The following is a 25,399-nucleotide window of genomic DNA, read 5'->3' as shown; positions in this document are numbered from 1 at the left end:
CGTCGCCATGCCCCGAGTCGCCAAAGCCGTCGAACTGCCCGTCCTGTCGCCGCTGGACCGCCAGGCCGGCCCGCTGGGCCGCCAGTTGGCCGCGCAACTGCGCGACGCGATCCGCAGCGGCGCCTTGCGGCCCGGCGAGCTGCTGCCGGCCACGCGCCTGCTCGCGGCGTCGCTGGGCGTGGCCCGGGGCACGGTGGTCGACGCGTTCGACCAGCTGGCCGCCGAAGGGCTGCTGCAACCGAAAGGCGGCGGCGGCACCCGGGTGGCGCGGCAGAGCGCGAACCGAGCCGCCACGGTCCCCGCAGCGCCCGCCGACTATGTGCGGCCGCTGCCCGCCGCCGCCGCGCGCTACGCCGAGATCGCCGCCACGATGTACCCGCTGCCCGCCGCGCCCTTCGCCATTTCGGTGCCCACCGGCCGGGTCGCGCCCGACGACAGCTGGCGCAAGCTCAGCAACCGGGTGCGCGCCACGCGGGTCGGCGCGCCGGCCGGCTACGCCGATCCACAAGGGCTGCGGTCGCTGCGCGTGGCCATTGCCGACTATGTGCGCCGCGCCCGCTCGGTGGTGTGCACACCCGACCAGGTCATCGTCACGGCGGGCACGCAGCAAGGGCTGTACCTGGCCTGCGCCGTGCTGCTGGGGGAAAACGACCAGGCCTGGGTCGAAGACCCGGCCTACCTGGGCATCACGGCGCTGCTGGAAAGCACCGGGCGGCCCGGCCGCATCGTGCGGGTGCCGGTGGATGCCGACGGGCTGCGGGTGGACGAGGGCCTGCGCCGTGCCCCGCACGCCCGCGCCGCGTTCGTGACGCCGTCGCACCAGTACCCGCTGGGCATGCCGATGGCGCCGCCGCGACGCGAGGCGCTGCTGGCCTGGGCGCGGGCGCGCAACGCCTGGATCGTGGAAGACGACTACGACAGTGAACTGCGCTATGCCGGCCACCCCTACCCCGCGCTGCAGGGGCAGGACAGCCGCCATGTGGTCTACCTGGGCACGTTCAGCAAGATCCTGTTTCCGTCGCTGCGCATCGGGTACCTGATCGCGCCGCCCGACCTGGCGCCGGCATTCTGCGGCGCGCGCATCATGATGGACCGGCATCCGCCCACGGCGGATCAACACGTGCTGGCCGCCTTCATAGCCGAAGGCCTGCTGGACCGCCACGTGCGCCGCATCCGCAAGGCCTATGCCGACAGCCGCAGCGCCCTGATCGCCCTGCTGCGCACGACCCTGCCCCCCGGGCTGGCCGAGGTGCAGCCCATCGACCAGGGCGTGCATCTGCTGGTGTGGCTGCATGCATCACTGGACGACGTGCGCCTGGCGCGCCAGGCGGCCGAGGCCGGCGTGGCGGTGCGGCCCTTGTCGGTGACGTATTCGGCGCAGGCGCCGCAGCGCCGCCCCGGGCTGATCCTGGGGTTTGGCGGCTATGCGCTCGACAAAATGACCCAGGCCGCGCAGACGCTGGCCGCGTTGATCGCGCAATCCGCGCCAGGCCGCTGACCCGGCGCCTGGACGTGCCAGGGTCCGCGTCCGGCCCTGGGCCGACGAGCCCCTACTTCAACCCCAGCATCCCGCGCATCCGCGTGCGGATCGCGCTGGCATACGCCCAGCACCACACCGCCAAGGCCAGCATGGCCACGGTGAAATAGGCGCGCGCGTCCAGCGGCACCGGGTTCAGTTCGGACACGGTCTTGAACGGCTCGAAGCCGATGAAGTCGCTGGCAGCCAGGGCGCTGAACAGCATGGCCAGCACCGGGCCGGTGAAATGCGGGCGTTCGCCGCGCGTCTGCGGGTCGGCCCGGAATTGCCAGTGAATCAAACGGAACAGCTGGATGACGACGGCCACCAGCGGGATGACCAGGGCAAGCTGCAAAACCAGCAGCGCAACGATGACTTGAGTAGGAAGCATGGCCGCGATTTTACGGGCATCGGGACAACCCCTATTACTCGGCCGGATTCAAACAACTATCGTATTCGAGAATTATCAAATAAGAGAATTCTCGCTTCCGACAAACATGACGACAGACACGCTGTACGACTACGCCGTGATCGGCGCCGGCATCGCCGGGGCATCCGTGGCCTACCGCCTGAGCGCGGCGGCTTCCGTGGCGGTGCTGGAACGCGAAGCCCAGCCGGGCTACCACTCGACCGGCCGCTCGGCGGCCATGTTCATGGAAACCTACGGCACGCCCCAGATCAAGGCGCTGACCCGCGCCAGCCGCGCGTTCTACGAACAGCCGCCACAGGGCTTTGCCGACCATCCGCTGCTGCATCCGCGCGGTGTGCTGTACATCGCCACGCCTGAACAGCGCGACCTGCTGCACGACGTATTCGACGATTTTCGCCGCCAGTCGCCCAACGTGACGCTGATCGACGCCGACCAGGCCGTGGCGCGGGTGCCCTGCCTGCGCGGCGACCAGCTCTGCGGCGCCATCGAGGAACCCGATGCCCGCGACATCGACGTGCATGCACTGCACCAGGGGTTCCTGCGCGGCATGGCGCGCCAGGGCGCGGTGCTGCGCAACCAGGCCGAACTGACGGCGGCGTCTTTCGATGACGGCATCTGGACGCTGACGCTGGCCGGCGGCGCCACGCTGCGGGCGCGGGTGGTGGTCAACGCCGCAGGCGCCTGGGCCGACCAGACCGCGGCGCAGTGCGGCGCCCGGCCGGTAGGCCTGCAGCCTTGCCGGCGCACCGCCTTCACCTTTGCCGGCCCGGCCGACGTGGATTTTTCCCACTGGCCGGCGGTGGTGGGCGTGGACGAAAGCTATTACTTCAAGCCGGACGCGGGCCAGTTGCTGGGTTCGCCCGCCAACGCCGACCCGGTGGCCGCGCACGACGTGATGCCTGAAGAACTGGACGTGGCCACGGGCATCTACCGCATCGAAGCGGCCACCTCGATGACCATCCGGCGCCCCAAGCACACCTGGGCCGGGCTGCGCTCGTTCGTGCGCGACGGCGATTTCGTGGTGGGCTGGGACGCCGATGCGCCCGCCTTTTTCTGGTTGGCGGCCCAGGGCGGCTACGGCATCCAGACCGCCGCCGCGACGTCGGAACTGGCCGCGGCGCTCTTGACCCACCAGCCCATACCGACCCATTTACAGGCGCACGGGGTGGATGCCCACGCGGTACGCCCCGAGCGCTTGCGTTGAACGCAGTCCCCGTCGTATCCCCTTCATCCCTTTTCGAGCGGAGCGGTTGCATGAAGATATTTTCCGGGTCCCTGGCGACCGAAACGAACACCTTTTCCCCCATCCCGACCGGCCTGTCGGCCTACCGGGCCCGCGGCTATTACCCCGCCGGCCAGCACCCGGACCGCATGCAGATGTTCTCGGGGCCGCTGTGGGCGGCGCGCCAGCGCGCCCAGGGCAAGGACTGGACGCTGGTCGAAGGCATGACGGCGGGCGCGACCCCGGCCGGCATCACCACCCGCGACGCCTACGAAACCCTGCGCGACGAGCTGCTGGACGACCTGCGCCGCGCCGGCAAGGTGGACATCGCGCTGTTCGGCCTGCATGGCGCCATGGTGGCCGACGGCTACGACGACTGCGAAGGCGACCTGCTGCGCCGGGCCCGCGAAATCGTCGGCCCGGACACGGTGATCGGCGCCGAGCTGGACCCGCACTGCCACCTGACCGACACCATGGTGCAAAGCGCCGACTTCCTGGTGTGCTTCAAGGAATACCCCCACACCGACATCCTGGACCGCGCCTACGACCTGGTGGACCTGTGCGTGGCGCGCGCCGAAGGCCGCATCAAGCCCACCCGCGCGGTGTTCGACTGCAACATGATCTCGATCATGCACACCAGCCGCGAACCCATGCGCAGTTTCGTCGACCGCCTGCTGACCATGGAAGGCAAGGAAGGCGTGCTGTCGGTGTCCATCGCCCATGGCTTTCCGTGGGGCGACACGCCGGACATGGGGTCCAAGGTGCTGGTCTATACCGACGGCGACCAAGGCCAGGCGGACGCGCTGGCCAAGGCCCTGGGCGAAGAACTGATCGGTTTCCGCGACCGCCTTGCCCCTCCCTACCCCGGCGCCGACGAGGCCTTGGACCAGGCGCTGGCGCGGGACGATTTTCCGGTGGTGCTGGCCGACTCGGCCGACAACGCCGGTGGCGGCGCGCCCAGCGATGCGACCTTCATCCTGGACCGGGTGCTGGCGCGCGGCATCCGCGACGTGGCCACCGGCCCGTTCTGGGACCCGGTGGCCGTGCTGCTCTGTTTCGAGGCGGGCCAGGGTGCGCGCATCCAGCTGCGCATCGGCGGCAAGGTGGCGCCGGTGTCGGGGCAGCCCCTGGACGTGGAAGGCGAGATCGTGGCGCTCAAGCGCGATGCCGTCATGACCGGGCTGGCGGGCACGCCGGCCTTGCTGGGCGACGTGGCCGTGGTACGCAGCCAGGGGGTCACGATCGTGCTGACCACCAACCGTATCCAGGCCATGGACACCGACCTGTTCACCCAGTTCGGCGTCGACCTGAACGCGATGAAGCTGATCATCGTGAAATCGTCGCAGCACTTCTATGCCTCGTACTCGAAGGTGGGCCGCCACGTCATCTATGTGGAAACGCCGGGCGCCATCACCAACGACCTGAACGCCTTGCCCTTCACCAAGCGCAAGCTGCCGAAATGGCCCTTCAAGGGCTGATGCCTTCAATCGCTGAAATCACAGCCGCCGCCCACGCAGGCGGCGGCCGACAAGACCAAGGGGATGACCATGATGAAACGTTTCAGCCTGCTGGGCGCAGCCGCCCTGCTGGCGCTGGGCGCGGCCACCGCGCCGCAGGCCCAGGCCCAGCCCAAGCCAACCACGCTGCGGATGGTGCCGCACGCCGACCTGAAGACGCTGGACCCGCTGTTCAACACCGCCTACATCACGCGCAACCATGGCTACATGGTGTTCGACACCCTGTTCGCGCAGGACAGCCATGGCCAGCCCAAGCCGCAGATGGTGCAAAGCTGGACCACCTCGCCCGACGGCAAGAGCTGGACCTTCACCCTGCGGCCCGGCCTGAAATTCAATGATGGCACGCCGGTCACCGCCGAAGACTGCGTGGCCTCGCTGCAGCGCTGGGCCAAGAAAGACACGCTGGGCCAGGCGATGATGGCCGCGGGCGCCGAACTGGCCGCCACCAGCGCCGATACCTTCACCCTGACGCTCAAGCAGCCGTTCGGCCTGGTGCTGGACGCGCTGGCCAAGCCGTCGGGCATGCCGCCTTTCATCCTGCCCAAGCGGCTGGCGCTGACCGACCCGAACACCCAGGTCACCGAGATGGTGGGTTCGGGCCCGTTCCTGTTCAAGCGCGATGAATGGGTGCCCGGCAACAAGGTGGTGTACGTGAAGAACCCGGCCTACGTGCCGCGCGCAGAACCCGCCGACGGGCTGGCGGGCGGCAAGGTGGCCAAAGTCGACCGGGTGGAATGGATCTACATCCCCGACGGCAACACGGCCACCGCCGCGCTGATGAACGGCGAAGTCGACATGATCGAGCAGACCACGCCGGATTTCCTGCCGGTGCTGGAAAGCAACCCCGACATCACCTTGAGCACGTCCGTGGCCTCGCAGGGCATGGTGATCGTGAACGCGCTGCACCCGCCGTTCGACAAGCCGCAGGCGCGCCAGGCGCTGTATTACCTGGTGAACCAGAAGGAAATGGTGTCGGCCATCGGCTACCCCGAGAAGTACCGGGTGGACTACTGCCCCACGCTGTACATCTGCGGCTCGCCGCTGGCCACCGACGCGGGCGCCGCGCCCTACGCCAAGACCGACCTGGCCCGCGCCAAGCAATTGCTGAAAGAAGCCGGCTACCAGGGCGAAAAGGTGGTGCTGCTGTACCCCACCGACCACATCAGCGCCCCGGCGGTGATGGTGATGGCGCAGAACATGAAGAAGGCCGGCATCAATGTCGACCTGCAATCGATGGACTGGGCCTCGCTGGCGGCGCGCCGCCTGAAGAAAGACCCGCCCGCCCAGGGCGGCTGGAACGTGTTCCTGACCTGGGGCGGCTATTTCGACGCCAGCACGCCGGTCACCAACCCGTGGCTGTCGGCCGCCTGCGGCAACAGCCTGCCGGGCTGGCCCTGCGACAAGGAACTGGACACGCTGCGCACCCAATGGATCCAGGAAACCGACGCCGCCAAGCGCAAGGAGATTGCCGCGCAGCTGCAAGCGCGGGCCTACCAGACGGTGCCGTACGTGATGTGGGGCGAATTCAAGCCGGTATCGGCCGTGCGCGGCCTGAAACACACCGAGCTGATGAAGACCGGCATCCCCGTGATGTGGAACGTGGAAAAGCCGTAGCGGCCGGCGTATCGGACAAGCGAACAAGCGGCACCCGGGCGCCTTGCGCGTCCGGCCGTCCGCCAGGGGGATAGCCACCGTGAAATACATCCTGCGCCGCGTTGCGGCCGTCATACCCGTCATGGCCGTGGTCGCGGTCGTGGTGTTCATGCTGATCCACCTGTCGCCGGGCGACCCGGCGGCGGTCATCGCGGGCGACAACGCCACGGCCGACGACGTGGAAAAGATCCGACAGAACCTGGGGCTGGACAAGCCGCTGCTGCAGCAATTCGGCATCTGGCTGGGCCACCTGGCCACCGGCGACCTGGGCACGTCCATCGCCACCCAGATGCCGGTGGCGCAACTGATCGGCCAGCGCCTGGGGCCGACGCTGTCGATTGCCGCCTTCACCATGCTGTTTGCCGTGCTGATCGCCGTGCCGCTGGGCGTATTGGCTGCCTGGCATGCCGGCCGGCTGCTGGACCGGCTGGTGATGGTGGGCGCGGTGTGCGCGTTTTCGGTGCCGGTATTCCTGATCGGCTACTGCCTGGTGTATGGCTTTTCGATCAAGCTGGGCTGGCTGCCGGTGCAGGGCTACAAACCGCTGGCCGACGGGCTGGTGCCGTATCTGCGGCACCTGGTGCTGCCGTGCCTGTCGCTGGGCCTGGTGTACATCGCGCTGCTGACGCGCATGACCCGCGCCACCATGCTCGAAGCGCTGTCCGAAGACTACATCCGCACCGCCCGGGCCAAGGGCCTGTCGGCCGGCCCGGTCGTCTGGCATGCGCTGAAAAACGCCGCCAATCCCATCGTCACCACCATCGGCGTGGGCGTGGCGCTGCTGATCGGCGGCGTGGTGGTCACCGAAACCGTGTTCGCCATTCCCGGCCTGGGCCGCCTGACCATCGATGCCGTGCTGCGCCACGACTACCCGGTGATCCAGGGCGTGCTGCTGGTGGCCTCGGGCATCTACGTGCTGATCAACCTGCTGGTCGACCTGAGCTATCGCCTGTTCGACCCGCGCATCCGTTATTGAAAGGGGCCACCCATGACCACCGCTACCCTGCCCCTGGCTGTTGCCCGACCGCGCTGGCGCCGCGCCGCCCGGTCGCTGCGGCGCCATCCCATGCTGTACGTCGGCTGCGCCATCCTGGTGGCCCTGGCCGTGATGGCGCTGGCCGCGCCCTGGCTGGCCACCGTCGATCCGCAGGACATCAACCCGATGGCGCGCATGAAGCCGCCGTCGGCCGAACACCTGTTCGGCACCGACGCGCTGGGCCGCGACGTGTATTCGCGCACCGTCTGGGGCGCGCGGATCTCGCTGCTGGTGGGCGTGGTGGTGGCGCTGGCAGCCACCGTGGGCGGCGTGCTGCTGGGCATGCTGGCCGGGTATTTTCGCCGGCTGGATGCGCTGATCATGCGCATCATGGACGGCCTGATGGCCATCCCCGGCGTGCTGCTGGCGATTGCGCTGATGGCCACCCTGAAAGGCGGGCTGGGCACGGTGATCGTGGCGATCGTGGTACCGGAAATTCCCCGCGTGGTGCGGCTGGTGCGCGCGCTGGTGCTGACGATCCGCGAGCAACCCTACATTGAAGCCGCGGTGGCGTCCGGCACGCGCGTGCCCGCCATTTTGCTGCGCCACATCCTGCCCAATCTGTTCGCGCCGCTGATGGTGCAGGCCACCTTCATTGCCGCGTCCGCCATCCTGACCGAGGCCGTGCTGAGCTTTCTGGGCGTGGGCATTCCGCCGCACACACCCAGCTGGGGCAACATCATGGCCGAGGGCCGCAATTTCGTGGCGGTGGCGTTTCACATCATCCTGTATCCGGGCCTGTTCCTGGGCGTGGCCGTGCTGGCCGTCAACCTGGTGGGCGACGGGCTGCGCGACATGCTCGATCCGCGCCTGGCGAAAAAGATCTAGGAGCCGCCATGCGATCCGATCCCGTACTGCAAGTGCATGACCTGACCACCTGTTTCGACGGCGACGACACCACGGTCGTGGCGGTGGACGGCCTGTCGTTCGACCTGATGCCGGGCGAAACCCTGGGCCTGGTCGGAGAATCCGGCTGCGGCAAGAGCGTCACGTCGCTGTCCATCATGCGGCTGCTGCGCGCCCCGGGCCGGGTGGCCCGCGGCCGCGTCGACTTCGAAGGCCGCGACCTCTTGGCCCTGCCCGAGAAAGCCATGCGGGCGATCCGCGGCAACCAGGTGTCGATGATCTTCCAGGAACCGATGACGTCGTTGAACCCGGTGTTCACCGTGGGCCGGCAGATCAGCGAATCGTTGATGCTGCACCAGGGCCTGACCAAACGGCAGGCCTTGAAGCAGGCCGAGGCCTTGCTGGAACTGGTGCAGATTTCGGACCCCGCCCGGCGGGTGCGCGAGTATCCCTACCAGCTGTCCGGCGGCATGCGCCAGCGCGCCATGATCGCGATGGCGCTGGCCTGCCAGCCCAAGGTGCTGATCGCCGATGAACCGACCACGGCGCTGGATGTCACCATCCAGGCGCAGATCCTGCACCTGCTGCGCGACATCCAGGCGCGGCTGGGCACCGCCATCGTGCTGATCACCCACGACCTGGGCGTGGTGGCGCAGATGTGCCAGCGCGTCATCGTGATGTATGCCGGGCGCAAGGTCGAAGAAGGCCCGGTCGACGACATCCTGGACCACGCCGCGCATCCCTATACCCAGGCGTTGATCCGGTCGCTGCCTGATTTTGTCGACGGCCAGGACCACACGGCGCGGCTGGCGGAATTGCCGGGCATCGTGCCGGTGATGACGCCGGACTCGCGCGGCTGCGCCTTCGCGGCGCGCTGCCCGCAGGCGTTGCCGCGCTGCACCGATGAGACACCGCCAGAGGTCGCGGCCGGGGAACGCCACCGGGTGTGGTGCTGGGCGCGGCTGGAAGAACCGGTGGCGATGATGACAGGAGAAGCGCGATGAACCTGCACGATGCACCGTTTGCGCCGGACGTGTCTGCGTCCGCCATGTCCTCGCCCGCCTCGAACTCGCCCCCATCCGCCCCGCCGCTGTTGCAGGTCGAAGGCCTGAAGAAGCACTTCGCCGTCGAAGGCGGCCGCGTGCTGCGGGCCGTGGATGGCGTATCGCTGTCGGTTGCGCGCGGCCAGACGCTCAGCCTGGTGGGAGAATCCGGCTGCGGCAAGTCCACCACCGGCAAGTGCCTGATCCGCCTGACCGACCCCACCGAGGGCCGCATCCTGCTCGAAGGCGCGGACCTGGCCGGCATGAACAGCCGCGCGCTGCGCGCCATGCGCCAGCGCATGCAGTTCATTTTCCAGGACCCGTTTTCGTCGATGAACCCGCGCATGCGGGTGCGCGACATCATCGGCGAGCCGCTGCGCAATTTCGGCCACGGCCAGAGCGCCATCCGTGAACGCGTGGCGCAGTTGCTGGCCCGCGTCAGCTTGCGGCCGGATGCCGCCGACCGCTACCCGCACGAATTCTCGGGCGGCCAGCGCCAGCGCATCGTGATCGCGCGCGCCCTGGCGCTGGACCCCGGCCTGATCGTCTGCGACGAACCCGTGTCGGCGCTGGACGTGTCGGTGCAGGCGCAGGTGATCAACCTGTTGATGGACCTGCAGCGCGACCTGGGGCTGACCTATGTGTTCATTTCGCACGACCTGAGCGTGGTGCGCCACATCAGCCACCGCGTGGCCGTGATGTACCTGGGCAAGATCGTCGAAACCGGCAGCCGCGACGCGGTGTTCAACCAGCCGGCGCACCCGTATACCCGGGCGCTGCTGGCGGCCGTACCGTCGGCCCGCCGGGGCGAACGCGCCCCCGTGGCCGTGCTGAAAGGCGAAATTCCCAGCCCGCTGGCGCCGCCGTCCGGCTGCGCGTTCCGCACCCGCTGCCCGATGGCCCAGGCACGCTGCGCCGAAGAAACGCCCGCCCCGCGCCAGGTCGGACCCGACCAGGAGGTGGCGTGCCACTTCGCCGCAGCCCCCCCTGCCGGACGGCCCACGTGACGGCCCACATCACTGCCCACCTGGTCGCCGCCCAGTCCTGACGTCGACGACCCTCCCTATATATAGATCGCGCCCCCCTTCAGCCGGAGCCTTCCATGCCCCACCCCGACACCCAGCCCTTTGACCTGATTCTTGCCGGCGGCACCGTCATCGACGGCAGCAACACCCCCGGCCGGCGCGCCGACGTCGGCGTGCGCGGCGATCGCATTGCCGCGGTGGGCGACCTGGCCGGCGCCGCCGCGCATCGGCGCGTCGACGTGTCGGGCCAGATCGTGGCGCCCGGCTTCATCGATTCGCACACGCACGACGACAACTACCTGCTCAAGCACCGCCACATGACGCCCAAGATCTCGCAGGGCGTCACCACCGTGGTCACCGGCAACTGCGGCATCAGCCTGGCGCCGCTGACGCACGCCACTCCGCCCCCGCCGCTGGACCTGCTGGACGAAGGCGGCTCGTACCACTTCACGCGGTTCGCCGACTATCTGGCCGCGCTGCGCGCCACCCCGGCCGCCGTCAACGCGGCCTGCATGGTCGGCCATTCCACCCTGCGCGCCGCCGTCATGCCGGACCTGCACCGCGCCGCCAGCCCCGCCGAGATCCAGGCCATGCAGGCGTTGGCCGAAGAAGCCATGGCCAGCGGCGCCATCGGTATCTCGACCGGCACGTTCTACCCGCCCGCGGCCCACGCCACCACCGAAGAGATCATCGAGGTCTGCCGGCCGCTGCACACCCATGGCGGCGTGTACGCCACCCATATGCGGGACGAAGGCGAGCATGTCGTAGAAGCCCTGGAAGAAACCTTCCGCATCGGCCGCGAGCTGGACGTGCCGGTCGTGATCTCGCACCACAAGGTCATGGGGCAGCCCAACTTCGGCCGTTCGCGCGAAACGCTGCCGCTGATCGAAGCCGCCATGGCGCGCCAGGACGTGTCGCTGGACGCCTACCCCTACGTGGCCGGGTCCACCATGCTCAAGCAGGACCGCGTGCTGCTGGCCGGGCGCACGGTCATCACCTGGTGCAAGCCCTTTCCTGAACTGAGCGGACGCGATCTGGACGAAGTGGCCGCCGAACGCGGCAAGTCCAAGTTCGACGTGGTGCCCGACCTGCAACCGGCCGGCGCCATCTATTTCATGATGGACGAGCCCGACGTGCAGCGCATCCTGGCGTTCGGCCCCACCATGATCGGGTCCGACGGGCTGCCGCATGACGAGCGCCCCCACCCGCGCCTGTGGGGCACCTTTCCCCGCGTGCTGGGCCATTATTCGCGCGACCTGGGCCTGTTCCCCCTGGAAACCGCCGTGTGGAAGATGACCGGCCTGACCGCCGCCCGCTTCGGCCTGGCGCAGCGCGGCCAGGTGCAGCCGGGCTACTACGCCGACCTGGTGGTGTTCGACGCAGCCACGGTGGCCGACACCGCCACGTTCGAACGCCCCACCGAACGCGCCGCCGGCATCCATTCGGTGTATGTGAACGGCGTGGCGGTCTGGCAGGACCAGGCGTTTACCGGCCAGCACGCCGGCCGGGTGCTGGCCCGTACCGCGGCCTGAACTGCCGACTGAACCGCCGCCTGAGCTTCCGCCCTGGCTGCCGCCTGAACCGCGCCAACCCTTACAATCCGCGATACGCCTCCAAACCCTAGACGCCAGACCGCTACATGGCCCCACCCCGCAATACGCCCCCGCCCGAAATCGTGGGCAAGGAAGAAATGGGCGCCCGCCTGCGCGCCGAGCGCAAGGCGCGGAAAATGACGCTGCAGGCGCTATCGCAGGCCAGCGGCATCGCGGTGTCGACCCTGTCCAAGGCCGAGCTGGGGCAGATTGCCCTGAGCTACGAGAAATTCGCCGCGCTGGCCCGCGCCCTGGGCATCGACATGACGCGCATGTTCATGCTGCGCGATGCCTCGCAGGCGGCCCAGGCGCCCACGTTCGTCAAGAACACGCTGCGCGACGCGCGGGATTACGTCACCGACAACTACCACTACCGCCTGCTGATGGGCGAGTACCCGGGCAAGAAGATGATGCCCATGGTGGCGCTGATCGACGCGCGCGAGGTCGTGGAATTCGAAGACTACATCCGCCACCCCGGCCAGGAATTCGCCCTGGTGCTGTCGGGCAAGGTGCGCATCCAGTTCGAAAACGGCGACAGCGTGGTGCTGGACAAGCTGGAATCCGCCTATTTCGACAGCGGCATCGGCCACGTGTACCTGTCGCTGAGCAAGAAGCCGGCCGAAGTGCTGGCCGTGTGCAGCGACCTGGACGACGTGCCGTCCCGGATCAAGCCGGCGCGGCAGGACACCTAGCGCGGGCGGTCCTGCGGCACGACCTCGAACAGATAGACGTTATCCGGTTGCAGATAACGCAACCGATACTGGCCGACGCGCGTCTGGCCGTCGGGCAGCAGGTAGTCCACCTGCAAGCCGTCGGGTTCCGCCTCGCCGCCCGCCCCCAGGTAGGTATTGGCGGGATAGCTGAACCCTTGCCCCGGCGCCTCGCGCACGGCGGCGCAGGCCGAGAACAGGCGCGGCAACGCAAACAGGCGGCTGCCCTGCGCCACCAGCACCTGCGGATAGCGCCCGCCCCGGCCGCTGGCATTGAAATGCAGTTCCACGCAGGCCCATCCCGCCCGCCGCCAGACGGCGACCTGCGCGAGATTTTCCGGGTCGATGGCGGCGATGGCTGGCCGCGAGGCCTTGGCGGCAGCGCCTTTACCCGACTCAGTGGCCGATGCGGCGCGGCCCGGACCGGTCGCCGCCAAATCCGTTCCCTGCGCCAGGCGCCAGCGCCGCTCGCCGATCGATAACGACTGTCCATCAAAGCCGATGCCCGGCGTGCCCTTGGGCGGGTCCATGTCCAGTTCCCCCGGCGCGATCCATTGGGGCGCCGAGTAGCGCCGCACGGCGACGGTCATCGCGTTGACCCACAGGCAACGGCGCGGCGTGTCGGTGCAGGCCTGCGCCAAAGGCACGCCATCGCCCGGGAACAGGTTGCCGCCCAGGGATTCGTAGAAGGCCGGGTAGCCGGTGAAAGGCGCGCCCGGTGCAGCGGCGGCGGCAACGGGCGCAGCCGACATCGCAGGCGTTGATGCCGCCGCGGCCCCCACGGCCTGCGCCTGCGCCAGGCTGCCGCCCGCCGCCAGCACCAAGACGCCCAAGGCCGCAACCCTTCTGGCCGCCGCGTAACGACCCGGCACGGGACGCGCCGGCGGGAACCAGGACGGTGACATGACACGCAACGAAATATTCATGGCCGCCAGCCTAGCGGTTACCGCCTGCGTTGACCACCCCTACGGGAAATCCCGTAGAAACTTTCCTTGGCCGACCGGGGTCCCTCTTTATTCAGCTACTTGTCAGACTATTGAACTAGCCAGACTGTTCGTCTGGCCGTGCTCGTCTGGCCGGCCGCGTGCCCGCGCGTCGGCGACCTACCGGGAGAATTCCATGCCGCCTGTCACCCGCCCCATGCGCCACAGCCCCAGTGCAGCCGGCGCGCAGGGCGGCGGCGCGGCGGCGGGGGCGTTGGGGCCACCCGGGCTGTCGGTCATGGACGCCACCGTGGTGCTGGTCGGCGTGGTGATCGGCATCGGCATCTTCGGCTTTCCGCCGCTGGTGGCGCAGCATGCCTCGTCCGAAGCCATGTATCTGGCGTTCTGGCTGGCCGGCGGGCTGGTGATGCTGGTGGGCGCGCTGTGCTACGCCGAGCTGGGCGCGGCCTACCCCGGCGCGGGCGGCGAATACCTGTACCTGTCGCGCGCCTGGGGGCCGCGGGTGGGCCTGCTGTTCGCCTGGGCCCGCTGCACCGTCATCCAGACCGGCGCCATCGCGGTCGTGGCCTTCATCTATGGCGACTACGCCCAGCAGCTGTTGCCCTTGGGCACCCACGGCGCAACGGCGCACGCAGCCCTGTCGGTGGTCGCACTGACCGCCCTGAACGTGGCCGGCACGCGCCATTCCAAGCGCCTGCAATGGCTGTTCACTCTGCTGACCCTGGCCGCGCTGGCGACCGTGCTGACCGCCGCCCTCTTCACCCAGTCTCCCGTCTCGCCCGTGCCGGCGCCCCTGACCGGCAATGCCGCCGGCCTGATGGGCATGGGCATGGTGTTCGTGCTGCTCACCTACGGCGGCTGGAACGAAGCGGCCTACCTCAGCGGCGAACTGCGCAACCCCGGGCGCAACATGGCGCGGGTGCTGCTGATCGGCACCGCGGTGGTGACCGGGGCGTACCTGCTGACCAATCTGGCGTTGCTGGAATTGTTCGGCCTGCAAGGCCTGCGCGACACGCCGGCCCTGGGCGCGGCCGTCATGCAGCTGGCGGCCGGCCCCTATGCCGCGGCGTTGCTGAGCCTGGTGATCTGCGCCACGGCGCTCAGCACCATCAACGGCACCATCATCACCGGGGCGCGGGTGTATTACGCACTGGGCCGCGACGTGCCGCGCCTGCGGGCCCTGGCCGGCTGGAACGACCGCAATGAAACGCCTGTCAGCGCCCTGCTGGCCCAGGGTGTGATCACGCTGGCCTTGCTGGCGGTAGGCGCCTTCAGCCAGAACAGCGTGCAGGCCATGGTGGCCTATACGGCGCCGGTGTTCTGGCTGTTCATGCTGCTGGTGGCCGCGTCCGTCTGGCGCCTGCGCCGGCGCGACCCCGACCGCCCGCGGCCGTTTCGCGTACCGCTGTATCCCCTGACCCCCGCCCTGCTGGCGCTGGCCTGCGCCGGGCTGGTGTATTCCAGCGCGGCCTATGCCGGCGCCGGTGCGCTGATCGGCCTGGCCGTGCTGGCCGCGGGCGTGCCGATGCTGCGGGTGCTCAAGCCGGCAAGTCCCCTTCCCTAGCCCCAGGAGTCTTCACCATGCAACGTGCCCACGCTTTTCTATCGCCCGTCCGCCGCCGCACCGTCATGGCATCCGCGCTGGCGCTGGCCTTGTCCCTGGCCGTGCTGGCCGAGGCCCGCGCCGCCGGGCCGGCCGCCCTGCCAGTCACCCCCGCCAAGCCGGTCGCCGCCACCCCCGAGGCCAAGTCCGACGCCTATGTGCCCGACGTGGGCCAGGACGGCAAGGACGTCATCTGGGTGCCCACGCCCCAGACCCTGGTCGACAAGATGCTGGACATGGCCGCCGTCACCCCGCAGGACCGCCTGATGGACCTGGGCTCGGGCGACGGCCGCACGGTCATCACCGCCGCCCAGCGCGGCCTGACCGCCAAGGGCATCGAATACAACCCGGACCTGGTCACGCTGTCGCGCAGCAACGCGGCCCAGGCCGGCGTGGCCAGCCGCGCCACCTTCGAAGTGGCCGACCTGTTCGAGACCGACCTGTCACAGGCCGACGTGATCACCATGTTCCTGTTGTCGACCATCAACGAAAAGCTGCGCCCCCGGCTGCTGCAACTGGAACCGGGCACCCGCATCGTCTCCAACACCTTCCGCATGGGCGACTGGGAGCCGGATGCGTCCGAGACCATCACCGAGGCCTGCCAGACCTACTGCAACGCCTTGCTATGGATCGTGCCGGCCAAGGTCGACGGCAAATGGGACGTAGGCGGCCAGACGCTGCGGCTGGAACAGCAGTACCAGATGCTGACGGGCAAGCTGGGGTCCAGCGAGATTTCGGACGCCCGCATGGACGGCCGCACGATCTCGTTCACGGCCGACGGCGTGCGCTACACAGGCGAAGTGAACGGCACCACCATCAGCGGCAGCGCCGCCGGCAAGGGCGAGTGGCAGGCGCGGCGGATCTGAACACTGCCCGGCGCCTGGACGGGGCCGGGCGGTCGGGGGGCCGCAAGCCTTTCAGCGCGCCGCGCCCTTGACCACCCGGTGCACGAACTGCAGCTTGCCCACCACTTCACCCGGCAGCACGAAGGGGTAGAAATCGCGCTGCCCCATGCTGCGCGACAGCTCGTTGAGCACCCCGGTCAGCGCCACCCAGGCATTGACCAGGTCCAGGAAACCCTGGCCCTCGGGGTCGTCCTGGTCGTACAGCGATACCCGGGTAAAGGGCTCGTAGGCCTGCTCCACCGCCATGCGCGTGACGCCAAAGCTGATGGCGGTGTCCAGCGTATCCATCATGTGCAGGTAGTGGGCCCAGGTCTCGGCCCAGTCTTCCCAGGGATGGCACGACGCGTAGGTGCTGATGAAGTGCAGCGCCCAGTCGGCGGGCGGCCCCTGTTCGTAATTGCGTTGCAGCGCCTGGGCGTAGTCGGCGCGCTCGTCGCCGAACAGTTGGCGAAAGGGTTCCAGCCAGTCGCCGCCGGCCACCAGCTGGTCCCAGTAGAAATGACCGATCTCGTGGCGAAAATGCCCTAGCAGCGTGCGGTAGGGTTCATGCATGGATTCACGCACCTGCACCCGGTAGGCGTCGTCCGCCTCCAGGATATTGATGGTGATCAGGCCCTGGTTGTGCCCGGTCAGCAGCGGCGCGCCGTCCGGCCCCGGGGCCAGCAGGTCGAACGCCAGGCCGCCGTCGCCCGGCTCTTGCGAACGCCGGATCGGCAGGCCCAGCGTCATCAGTTGCGCGATCAACTGGCGCTTGGCGGCTTCCACCTTGAACCAGAGCGGGCCGTTCTCGGTGATCGACAGGTCGGGAATGGTGCGGTTCAGGCTGCACGCCAGGCAGAGCGACTCGCCGGACGTGGCCGGCAGCAGCCAGTTGCACAGGGCCGGCGTGGCAAAGTTGCCGCAGCGCTTGAAGGCCCTGCCCCGCACCCGGCCGGCTTCGGCCCACACGCCTTCCGTCTTGCCCGGGTCCAGCGCCAGCACGTGGCCGCGCTTGGGGTCGAAACCCAGCGCCCGGTGGCAATTCAGGCATTCGGTATTGCCAAAGAAGATCTGTTGGCCGCAGACACACTGGAACGCCTTGGCGCGGGCGTGCCGCTGGCGTTGGCGCTGGCGGCCGGGCGCGCTGAGCTGGCGCCGCAGGGCATCGAAGAAATAGGTCATGCGTCGGCCTCCGGAAACAAGGGCGGCGCCGGCTCGGTCGGGAATTCCGCCAACGGCGCCACCGTGACCTGCACACTCAATTCATGGCCGCCGCCGCGGATCACCCCGCGCAGCGGCGTCACGTCGCCATAGTCGCGGCCCTGGGCCAGCACCACGTGCGACACGCCCGGCACCAGGTCATTGGTGGGGTCCAGGTCCAGCCAGCCGCCGTTGGCCGCCAGCCCCTGGCAGTGCACGGACACCCAGGCGTGCGACGCATCGGCCCCGATCAGGCGCGGACGGCCCGGGGGCGGTTGCGACATCAGGTAGCCGCTGACATAGCGCGCCGGCAGGCCGATGGCGCGCAGGCAGCCGATCATGACGTGGGCGAAATCCTGGCACACCCCGGCCCGCTGGCGAAACGCATCCAGGATGGGCGTGGACACCTGGGTATGGGCCGGGTCGTAGGTGAAATCATGGTGGATGCGGTGCATCAGGTCGATGGCCGCCAGCGCAATCGGCCGGCCCGGCGTGAACGACACCAGCGCGTAGTCGCGCAGTTCCCCATGCAGCGGCACGTAGGGCGACGGAAACACGAATTCGCCTTCCGGCGCGTAGTCGGCGCCCGCGTCGTAGCGCAGGCGTTCGGCCGCGGCCTCCCAGGGGGCCGTGGCCGCCGGGTCCAGGCCATCGAAGCGCGGACGTACGGTGACCTGGCTGGTGGCGCGCACCGTCAGCGCCTCGTGCGGCGCATACAGCGCGAAGGTGGCGCGGCGGTTGCCGAAGGCATCCAGCGATTCTGCGTAGTCGGCCGGCGCGGGCGTGATGGCCAGCGTGTAATCGTCCACCTGCTGCCAGGCGTCGTGCAGCGGCCGCAGGTAGCACAGGTGGTGGGCCAGCTCCACGGGCGCTTCGTAGCGGTAAGCGGTGACGTGGCTGACGCCCAGGGTCTGGGACGCGTCGGACGAGTCGGGCAAGGTCATGGCGGCGGTCTCGGGGTCAAGCTGTCAGCGTCTGGTCGCGGCCGGACGCATGGCTGAAATAGCGGCGGCTGATTTCGTTGGACAAGGCGCTGGCGGCGGCATCGAGCTGCGCGGCCAGGTCCAGCAAGGCCTGGTAGCGGCCCTGGCCGTCGCGTTCACACAAGGCCGCAAGCGCCGTGCCCGCCGCGCCGCCCTCGGCCAGCACGGGCAACAGGTCGGCCAGCGCCGCGCCTGGGCCGTCCGCCGCCCCCGGCAGGCGCGCCAGTTCCTTGCGCAGCACGCCCAGCACACAGGCGATGGACCGCGGGTTGGCCGGTTCCAGCACCAGCAGGTTCAGCAAGGCGGGGATTTCCTGGCGGCCCGGGTAATTGGCGCGATAGGTAATGGTGCTGTCGAACAGGTCCAGCAGCAGGCCGAAGGCGCTGTCGCCCAGCACCGCGTTGCGCCGGAACAGCGCGCTGAGCAGATTGGCCATGGCGCACAGGCGTTCCAGCTGGCGGCCCAGGGTCAAGAGGCGCCAGCCATCGTCGCGCGTCATGCGGTCGGTCTGCGACCCCGTGATGGCCGACAGCTGCGTGCCCAGGCGTTTCAGGGCCGCCACCACGTCGGGCGCGGACACGGCGATGCCTTCGTCGGCCAGGGCCGCCTGCGGGTCGACCGCCAGGCCATCCAGGCAACCGGCGGCGGTGACCACCAGGCGCCAGTGGTCGGGCGACAGGCGGTCGCGGATCTGGCCCGCGGCAAACGACAGCGCGGCCAGGTTGCGCGCCAGGCCGCCGCCATCGGCGGCCAGCTCGGCCACCAGGGTGTGTTCGAACATGCGCACCGACAAGGTGGGCGCCAGCGGCATCAGGCCGCTGCGCCGGCACAGCGTAGACACAGCCTCGAACAGGTCGCGGGCGTTGTCGTCGTCGCTGTTCAGCCAGGTCAGCGTCACCTGCGCCAGGCGCACGTCGTTTTCGGCGCGCTCGGTGTAGCGCCCCATCCAGAACAGGTTTTCGGCCGCGCGGCTGGATACCGGCCGGTGGCTGTGGGCCAGGTCTTCGGGCCGCAGCTTGGCCGGCAGCATCGAAAACGTATCGACCGCCCCGCGGGTGGTGACCCACGTATCCATGCTGCTGCCGCCGCGCTGCATCGACACGATCTGCTGTTCGCGGCTGGCGATGCGGGTCAGGCCGCCGGGCAGCATGTGCCAGCCCCCCGCCCCGTCGGCAATGGCAAAGACCCGCAGCATGGCCGCGCGCGGCACGATGTGGCCCGCCGCCCAGGTCGGCGCCTGCGACAGCGGCAGGTACTGCTGGATGGTGTAGGCGTCCGGCTGCTCGGCAATGCGGGCCCGCAGCGCGTCGCGCTCGGCCGGCGACACCGCGCCGCCGATCACCGGCTCGAAGCCGCCGCGAGCATGCCCCGGGTACGTGGCCTTGACCACCGCCCCCGGCAGGTCGGCCAGCACCTGTTCGCGCGCCGCGGCCTCGCCGCACCACCACGACGGCAGCGACGGCAAGAGCAGGTCCTGCCCCAGCAGCCGGCGGCTGATGGCGGGCAGAAAGCCATTGATGGCCGGTGATTCAAGAAAGCTCGTGCCCAGCGAATTGGCCACCAGCACGTTGCCGGCCCGCATCACCTGCAGCAGCCCGGGCACGCCCAGCGTGGAATCGGACCGCAGCTCCAGCGGGTCGCAGAAATCGTCGTCCAGCCGCCGCAGCACCGCGTGCACCCGTTCCAGCCCGTGCAGCGTTTTCAGGAACAGCAGGTTGTCGCGCACCACCAGGTCGCTGCCTTCCACCAGGGTCACGCCCAGGTAGCGCGCCAGGTAGGTCTGCTCGAAATAGGTTTCGTTGTAGGGGCCGGGGGTCAGCAGCACGATGCGGGCGGTGCCGGGGGCCGCCGCCGGGCTCAGGCGGTACAGCATGTCCATCAGCCGGCGGTAGCTGCTGGCCAGGTGCTGCACCCGCAGTTCCTTGAAGGCCTCGGGAAACAGGCCCGACACGGTCAGGCGGTTTTCCAGCAGGTAACCCAGCCCGGACGGCGCCTGGGTGCGCTGCGACACCACCCGCCAGCCGCCGTCGCTGGCCCGCGCCAGGTCGAACGCGGCAATGTGCAGGTAGGTGCCGCCCGGCGGCAGGTACCCGCGCAGCGGCCGCAGGTAGCCCGGGTGGCCCTGCACCAGGGCCGGGGGCAGCAGGTTTTCGCGCAGCAGTTCCTGCGTGCCGTAGACGTCGGCCAGCACCCGGTTGAGCAGCGCCGCGCGCTGCGAGAGGCCCTGCTCGATCGTGGCCCAGTCCTGGTCGTCGATGATGAACGGCAGCAGGTCCAGCGACCACGGCCGGGTCGGGCCATTGGCGTCGGCATAGATGTTGTAGGTGATGCCGTTTTCGCGGATCTGCCGGGCCACGCCGTCGGCGCGGCGGTCCAGGTCGGCAAAGCCGTCGGTGCCCAGCAGTTCGAAGAACCGGGGCCAGGGGTCGCGCAACCGGGTGGCGCCGGGCGCGTCGGCCGGCGCCCGCAGTTCGTCATAGTGCCCCGGCCGGGCGGCCAGGGCGGCGTGGACTGCCAGCGAGACCGCGTCCTGGGACGGGTCCGTCTGGAAGAGAAATTGCGGCATGCGCGTCGAAATCGGGTGACCAGAGGCGTCAATCGTGCCTTAAATCCAACGAGAACGGAAATTCCCGGCTGGGCCGGGCCGGCGCGGGGTCCAGCCGGCCCGCCGTATGGCCGATTCTTTCGAAACGGGCCAGGCGGCGGCTTTCGGCTTCGTAGGCATTGACCGGGAAGCTCTCGGGGTTCAGCCCGCCCGGATGCGCCACGTGGTAGCGGCAGCCGCCCAGCGACCGCTGGTTCCAGGTGTCGACGATGTCGAAGGTCAGCGGCGCGTGCACGCGGATGGTCGGATGCAGCGCCGACGGCGGCGACCAGGCCTTGTAGCGCACCCCGGCCACGTACTCGCCCACCGTGCCGGTCGGCTGCAACGGCAGCGTGCGGCCATTGACGGTGACCACGTGGCGGCTGCCGTTCAGCCCGGTCACCCGGACTTCCAGCCGTTCCAGCGACGAATCCACATAGCGCACCGCGCCCGCCGACGAACTTTCCTCGCCCATCACATGCCAGGGTTCCAGCGCGCCGCGCAGTTCCAGATGGATGCCGCGCGCGGCCACGTCGCCGAACAGCGGGAAGCGGAACTCGAAATGCGGCGCGAACCAGGCCGCGTCAAAGGCGTAGCCGGCCTCGTTCAGATCGGCCATCACATCGGCGAAATCCATCTTCACGAAAGCCGGCAAGAGGAAGCGGTCGTGCAGTTCGGTGCCCCAGCGCGTCAGCCCGGCGGTATAGGGGGTTTTCCAGAAATGCGCCACCAGCCCGCGCAGCAGCAACTGCTGCGCCAGGCTCATGCGGGCATGGGGCGGCATTTCGAAGGCGCGCAGCTCCAACAGGCCCAGCCGCCCCGTGGGGCCGTCGGGCGAATAGAGCTTGTCGATGCAGAATTCAGACCGATGGGTGTTGCCCGTCACGTCCACCAGAATGTTGCGCAGCGCCCGGTCCACCATCCAGGGCGGCACCTGGGCGCCCTGCTCCCGGCAGCGCTTGTGGATTTCCTGGAAGGCCAGTTCCAGTTCGTAGACCTGGTCGTTGCGGGCCTCGTCGATGCGCGGCGCCTGGCTGGTCGGGCCGATGAACAGCCCTGAAAACAGGTACGACAAGGACGGATGGTTGACCCAGTACGCCAACAGGCTGGCCAGCACGTCGGGGCGGCGCAGGAACGGGCTGTCGGCCGGCGTCTTGCCGCCCAGCACGAAATGGTTGCCGCCCCCGGTGCCGGTATGGCGGCCGTCAGCCATGAACTTCTCGGTCGACAGGCGCGTCTCGAACGCCGCCTGGTAGAGGAATTCGGTGTGGTCCACCAGTTCGGTCCAGTTGGACGCCGGGTGGATGTTGACCTCGATCACGCCGGGGTCGGGGGTGACCTGCAGCACCTTCAGGCGCGGATCGCGCGGGGGCGGATAGCCTTCCATCACGATCTTCACCGATAGGTCGCGGGCGGTAGTCTCCACCTGCGTCACCAGATCCAGGTAGTCCTCCAGGCGCTGCAACGGCGGCATGAAGACGTACAGCACTCCGGCGCGGGCCTCGACGCACAGCGCCGTGCGGGTGACCCAGGCGGCGGACTCGAACTTGTCGGGGCTGCGGCCGGCGTTGCCGTTCGGGTCGGTGCCCGTGGCCGGGCCGGCATAGCCTGCCTGGCCCGTGGCCGCCTGTCCGTTCCCGCGCGGACCGTTGCCCTGGCCGGCGTCCCTGCCCGCCGCCCCCCCGGTCCACGGCTGCATCCGCAGCGGCGCCGCGGCCGGCAACGCCCGCCGCGCCTCGAACGGATCGCGCTCCAGCAGCACCGGCGCATCGGCCTCGGCCACCCAGGGCAGCGAATCCAGCGGCAGCCGGTAGCCCATGGGCGAATCCCCCGGGAACAGATACATGCGTTCATCGCGCAGGAACCAGGGGCCGGACACCCAGGTTGGCCCATCCAGATCCGGCCCGTCGCCCCGGCGCACCGGCAGCGCATAGCCCGTCACGCTGTCCAGCCTGGCCTCGAACACGCGGCGCAGGCGCGCGCGTTCCATCTCGTCGTCCAGCCGCGAATCGAACGGGTCGACGTTGACCGGCAGGCGGCGCTCGCGCCACAGGTAATAGAAGACGTCCTCGTAGCCCGGCACAATGTACTCATCGCCCAGCCCCAGCCGCGCGGACAGCGCGCCCATGAAGCGGCGCGCGTCGGCCGCGCCGTAGCGGCTGCGTTCGCGTTCGTCGGCGAACAGCGCCGGGTCCTGCCAGCAGGCCTGGCCGTCTTCGCGCCAGTAGATCGACAGCGCCCAGCGCGGCAGTTGTTCGCCCGGATACCACTTGCCCTGGCCGAAGTGCAGAAAGCCGTTGGCGCCGTAGCGTTCGCGCAGCCGGTTCAACAGCGCCACGGCATAGCCGCGCTTGGTCGGCCCCAGCGCCGCGGTGTTCCATTCGGCGCCCTCGCGGTCCTCGACCGACACAAAGGTCGGCTCGCCGCCCATGGTCAGGCGCACATCCATCTGGTCCAGCCGGTCGTCGATGCGCAGGCCCAGATCGCGGATCGCCTGCCACTGGTCATCGGAATACGGCTGGGTCACGCGCGGCGATTCGAAGATGCGCGTCACTTCCATGGTATGGGTGAATTCGACCTCGGCCTCGTCCACCGCGCCCGTCACCGGCGCCGCGCTGCCAGGCTCGGGCGTGGCCGCCAGGGGAATGTGCCCTTCGCCTGCCAACAGGCCCGAGGTCGGGTCCAGCCCGATCCAGCCCGCGCCGGGCAGGTAGACCTCGCACCAGGCGTGCAGGTCGGTAAAGTCGCTTTCCGCGCCGCCGGGGCCGTCCAGCGCCTTCACGTCGGGTTTGAGCTGGATCAGGTAGCCCGACACGAAACGCGCCGCCAGGCCCAGGTGGCGCAGCGCCTGCACCAGCAGCCAGGCCGAATCGCGGCACGAGCCAGCGTTGCGGGTCAGCGTCACCTCGGGCGTCTGCACGCCCGGCTCCATGCGGATCAAGTACTTGATTTCCTGGTGGATCTGACGGTTCAGGCCCACCAGGAAATCCACGGTGCGCTGACGCCGCACGTCCACCCGTTCCAGAAAATCGACAAAGCGCGGCGTGGCCTCGTCGCGCACCCGGTACGGCGCCAGTTCGCGGGCCAGCCCTTCGTCGTAGTCAAACGGGTATTCCTCGGCGCCCGGTTCCAGGAAGAAATCGAACGGGTTGTACACCGCCATTTCGGCGACCAGGTCCACCGTGATCTTGAATTCGCGGGTCTTGTCGGGAAAATTCAGCCGCGCCAGGTAATTGGCAAAGGGGTCCTGCTGCCAATTGATGAAGTGGTTTTCCGGTTCGACCTTCAGCGAATACGACAGGATCGGGGTGCGGCTATGCGGCGCCGGCCGCAGCCGCAACACCTGGGCGGACAGCCCCACCAGCCGGTCATATCGGTACTGCGTCACATGCTTGAGCGCTACGTGGATCGTCACTGCCTTCTCCGAAGACCGGGCCTGGGGCCAGGATACTGAAACGCGCCTGGCCGGTGATCGGTCGCCCGGCCAGGCGCGGATTGAATGCCGCAAAAAAATGGGGAAAGCGGGAAATCGCGTGCGCTCAGGCGCCGGCTTGCATCGTCACGGAAATCTGGGTGGACATGTCCGCGCCCTGCCCGTGCAGCCAGCGCACCGGCGAGGCCGAATCATGGTCGCGCGCCACCGCCAGCCGGCAGTGCCGGTCCGACGCAAAGCGGCGGTGGGTCACATCCACGCTGACCCAGCCCGGCTCGGGCAGCCAGATGTCAGCCCAGGCATGGGCCACGGCCTGGTCTTCCTGCGTGTACAGGTAGCCGCTGACGTAACGCGCGGGGGTGCCGCAGGCCCGGGCGCAGGCCAGGAACAGGTGGGCCTGGTCGCGGCTGCCGCCTCGGCCCAGCGCCAGCACCTGGGCAGCGCCTGAAGGCTCGCCCCCGGCCGTATCGTCGTCGGGGGCGTACACCACCCGGTCGCAGATGGCTTCGGCCAGCGACAAGGCATCTTCGGGGGTGGACAGGCCGCGCGGCAGCACCCGGCCCGAAAAACCGCGCACGGCGTCGTCGCCGTGGGTCAGCGCGGTGGGCACGCAGTACACATGCACGGGCAGCCGGTGGTCTTCCTGGCCGACGTGGCCCTGGGCCCGAGGTTCAATCTCGACCTGGCCGGTGACCTGGATCTCGACCTCGCGGTGGCGCCGGTTCAGGATCAGGGTGTGCGCCACGTTGCCGTAGGCGTCCACCTGGGCCTGGATGTCGCCGGGCGCCTGGATGTGCCAGCGCAAGGCGCGCTGATGGTCATCGAGCCGGGGCGTCAGCCGCAGGGTCTGGATGCTGTAGCTGACCGGCGCGGCATAGCGGTAACGGGTAACGTGCTTGACGAGATGCCTCACGAACGTCTCCTTTGCAAGATCACGCCGGCCCTGCCTGTCTTGGGCAGATGCCGGCTTTGCGCTTATCTTGATGACCGTCTGTGACGTTACTGCTAGCAACTAGCGTGCCAAGCCCTGACAGGGATGCGCAGGTTGCGCCGTACGGAGGGAAACGCCGCCGCGGCAAACGCGGTGCGAATGAAAATAATGCCACGGCAAGGGGGTTGGCACCAAGCCGGTGCCGCCGCGACGCGCCATCGCGGATCAACCCTTGGCGGCTGACCCG

At 69.2% G+C, this 25,399-nt stretch carries 19 protein-coding genes; 12 read left to right on the top strand and 7 right to left on the bottom strand.

The genetic code is table 11. The annotated features are described in order from the left end of the window. The first annotated feature begins 7 nt into the window (after nt 1-7). A complete protein-coding gene (pdxR, locus tag HV798_RS14865) occupies nt 8-1,498 on the top strand; it encodes a MocR-like pyridoxine biosynthesis transcription factor PdxR (RefSeq protein WP_175193003.1) in 1,491 nt (496 codons plus the stop codon). A gap of 52 nt (nt 1,499-1,550) precedes the next feature. Here the strand turns inward: pdxR and HV798_RS14860 are convergent, their stop codons facing one another. Beyond that, complete coding sequence (locus tag HV798_RS14860; RefSeq protein ID WP_175193004.1) at nt 1,551-1,907, bottom strand: hypothetical protein; 357 nt, start codon at nt 1,905-1,907, stop codon at nt 1,551-1,553. Nucleotides 1,908-2,013: 106 nt separating this feature from the next. Between HV798_RS14860 and HV798_RS14855 the strand changes: the two genes are divergently transcribed. From HV798_RS14855 to HV798_RS14815, 9 genes are all read left to right on the top strand, one after another. After that, nucleotides 2,014-3,150 carry an NAD(P)/FAD-dependent oxidoreductase gene (locus tag HV798_RS14855; protein ID WP_175193005.1) on the top strand — a complete coding sequence of 379 codons (1,137 nt, stop codon included), beginning with the start codon at nt 2,014-2,016 and terminating at the stop codon, nt 3,148-3,150. A 50-nt stretch (nt 3,151-3,200) separates the two neighbouring features. Then, nucleotides 3,201-4,646, top strand: coding sequence for a M81 family metallopeptidase (locus HV798_RS14850; RefSeq protein ID WP_175193006.1), 1,446 nt, complete (start codon nt 3,201-3,203; stop codon nt 4,644-4,646). 69 nt (nt 4,647-4,715) lie between these two features. Next, nucleotides 4,716-6,299, top strand: a complete 1,584-nt coding sequence (locus tag HV798_RS14845; RefSeq protein ID WP_175193007.1) for an ABC transporter substrate-binding protein — start codon at nt 4,716-4,718, stop codon at nt 6,297-6,299. A gap of 79 nt (nt 6,300-6,378) precedes the next feature. Beyond that, the gene (locus HV798_RS14840; protein ID WP_025138593.1) at nt 6,379-7,314 is read left to right on the top strand and encodes an ABC transporter permease; all 936 of its coding nucleotides are present in this window, start codon (nt 6,379-6,381) and stop codon (nt 7,312-7,314) included. A gap of 12 nt (nt 7,315-7,326) precedes the next feature. Then, entirely contained in the window at nt 7,327-8,202 is an 876-nt protein-coding gene (locus tag HV798_RS14835) for an ABC transporter permease (RefSeq protein WP_175193008.1), read from the top strand. A gap of 8 nt (nt 8,203-8,210) precedes the next feature. Then, the gene (locus HV798_RS14830; protein ID WP_175216466.1) at nt 8,211-9,224 is read left to right on the top strand and encodes an ABC transporter ATP-binding protein; all 1,014 of its coding nucleotides are present in this window, start codon (nt 8,211-8,213) and stop codon (nt 9,222-9,224) included. Next, a complete protein-coding gene (locus HV798_RS14825; protein WP_175193010.1) occupies nt 9,221-10,270 on the top strand; it encodes an ABC transporter ATP-binding protein in 1,050 nt (349 codons plus the stop codon). The genes HV798_RS14830 and HV798_RS14825 overlap by 4 nt, the downstream gene beginning before the upstream one ends. 95 nt (nt 10,271-10,365) lie before the next feature. Beyond that, nucleotides 10,366-11,820, top strand: coding sequence for an N-acyl-D-amino-acid deacylase family protein (locus HV798_RS14820; RefSeq protein WP_175193011.1), 1,455 nt, complete (start codon nt 10,366-10,368; stop codon nt 11,818-11,820). 107 nt (nt 11,821-11,927) lie between these two features. Then, entirely contained in the window at nt 11,928-12,572 is a 645-nt protein-coding gene (locus HV798_RS14815) for a helix-turn-helix domain-containing protein (protein ID WP_175193012.1), read from the top strand. Here the strand turns inward: HV798_RS14815 and HV798_RS14810 are convergent. Continuing rightward, entirely contained in the window at nt 12,569-13,423 is an 855-nt protein-coding gene (locus HV798_RS14810; protein WP_175193013.1) for a hypothetical protein, read from the bottom strand. The genes HV798_RS14815 and HV798_RS14810 overlap by 4 nt on opposite strands. A 388-nt stretch (nt 13,424-13,811) precedes the next feature. Between HV798_RS14810 and HV798_RS14805 the strand changes: the two genes are divergently transcribed. Together HV798_RS14805 and HV798_RS14800 are read left to right on the top strand one after the other, a co-directional pair. Next, entirely contained in the window at nt 13,812-15,098 is a 1,287-nt protein-coding gene (locus HV798_RS14805; RefSeq protein WP_025138586.1) for an APC family permease, read from the top strand. Nucleotides 15,099-15,115: 17 nt separating this feature from the next. Then, nucleotides 15,116-16,003 carry an SAM-dependent methyltransferase gene (locus tag HV798_RS14800; RefSeq protein ID WP_175193014.1) on the top strand — a complete coding sequence of 296 codons (888 nt, stop codon included), beginning with the start codon at nt 15,116-15,118 and terminating at the stop codon, nt 16,001-16,003. Between the two features lie 51 nt (nt 16,004-16,054). Here HV798_RS14800 and HV798_RS14795 read toward each other — a convergent pair whose 3' ends face one another. The 5 genes from HV798_RS14795 to HV798_RS14775 form a co-directional block, all read right to left on the bottom strand. Then, nucleotides 16,055-17,203 carry a zinc-binding metallopeptidase family protein gene (locus HV798_RS14795; RefSeq protein WP_175193015.1) on the bottom strand — a complete coding sequence of 383 codons (1,149 nt, stop codon included), beginning with the start codon at nt 17,201-17,203 and terminating at the stop codon, nt 16,055-16,057. Then, on the bottom strand, nt 17,200-18,165 hold the full coding sequence (locus tag HV798_RS14790) for a transglutaminase family protein (protein ID WP_175193016.1): 966 nt from the start codon (nt 18,163-18,165) through the stop codon (nt 17,200-17,202). The genes HV798_RS14795 and HV798_RS14790 overlap by 4 nt, the downstream gene beginning before the upstream one ends. A 16-nt stretch (nt 18,166-18,181) precedes the next feature. Beyond that, nucleotides 18,182-20,770 (bottom strand): circularly permuted type 2 ATP-grasp protein, encoded by a 2,589-nt coding sequence (locus tag HV798_RS14785; protein ID WP_175193017.1) that lies wholly within the window; start codon nt 20,768-20,770, stop codon nt 18,182-18,184. 28 nt (nt 20,771-20,798) lie between these two features. Beyond that, nucleotides 20,799-24,203 (bottom strand): transglutaminase family protein, encoded by a 3,405-nt coding sequence (locus HV798_RS14780; protein ID WP_175193018.1) that lies wholly within the window; start codon nt 24,201-24,203, stop codon nt 20,799-20,801. Nucleotides 24,204-24,327: 124 nt separating this feature from the next. After that, nucleotides 24,328-25,134 carry a transglutaminase family protein gene (locus HV798_RS14775; RefSeq protein WP_175193019.1) on the bottom strand — a complete coding sequence of 269 codons (807 nt, stop codon included), beginning with the start codon at nt 25,132-25,134 and terminating at the stop codon, nt 24,328-24,330. Nucleotides 25,135-25,399: the final 265 nt, after the last annotated feature.

It is taken from the genome of Achromobacter deleyi (assembly GCF_902859705.1).
Lineage (GTDB): Bacteria > Pseudomonadota > Gammaproteobacteria > Burkholderiales > Burkholderiaceae_B > Achromobacter > Achromobacter deleyi.
The sequence above is the reverse complement of the archived record's forward strand: the minus strand, read 5'-3'. Positions and strand labels throughout refer to the sequence as shown.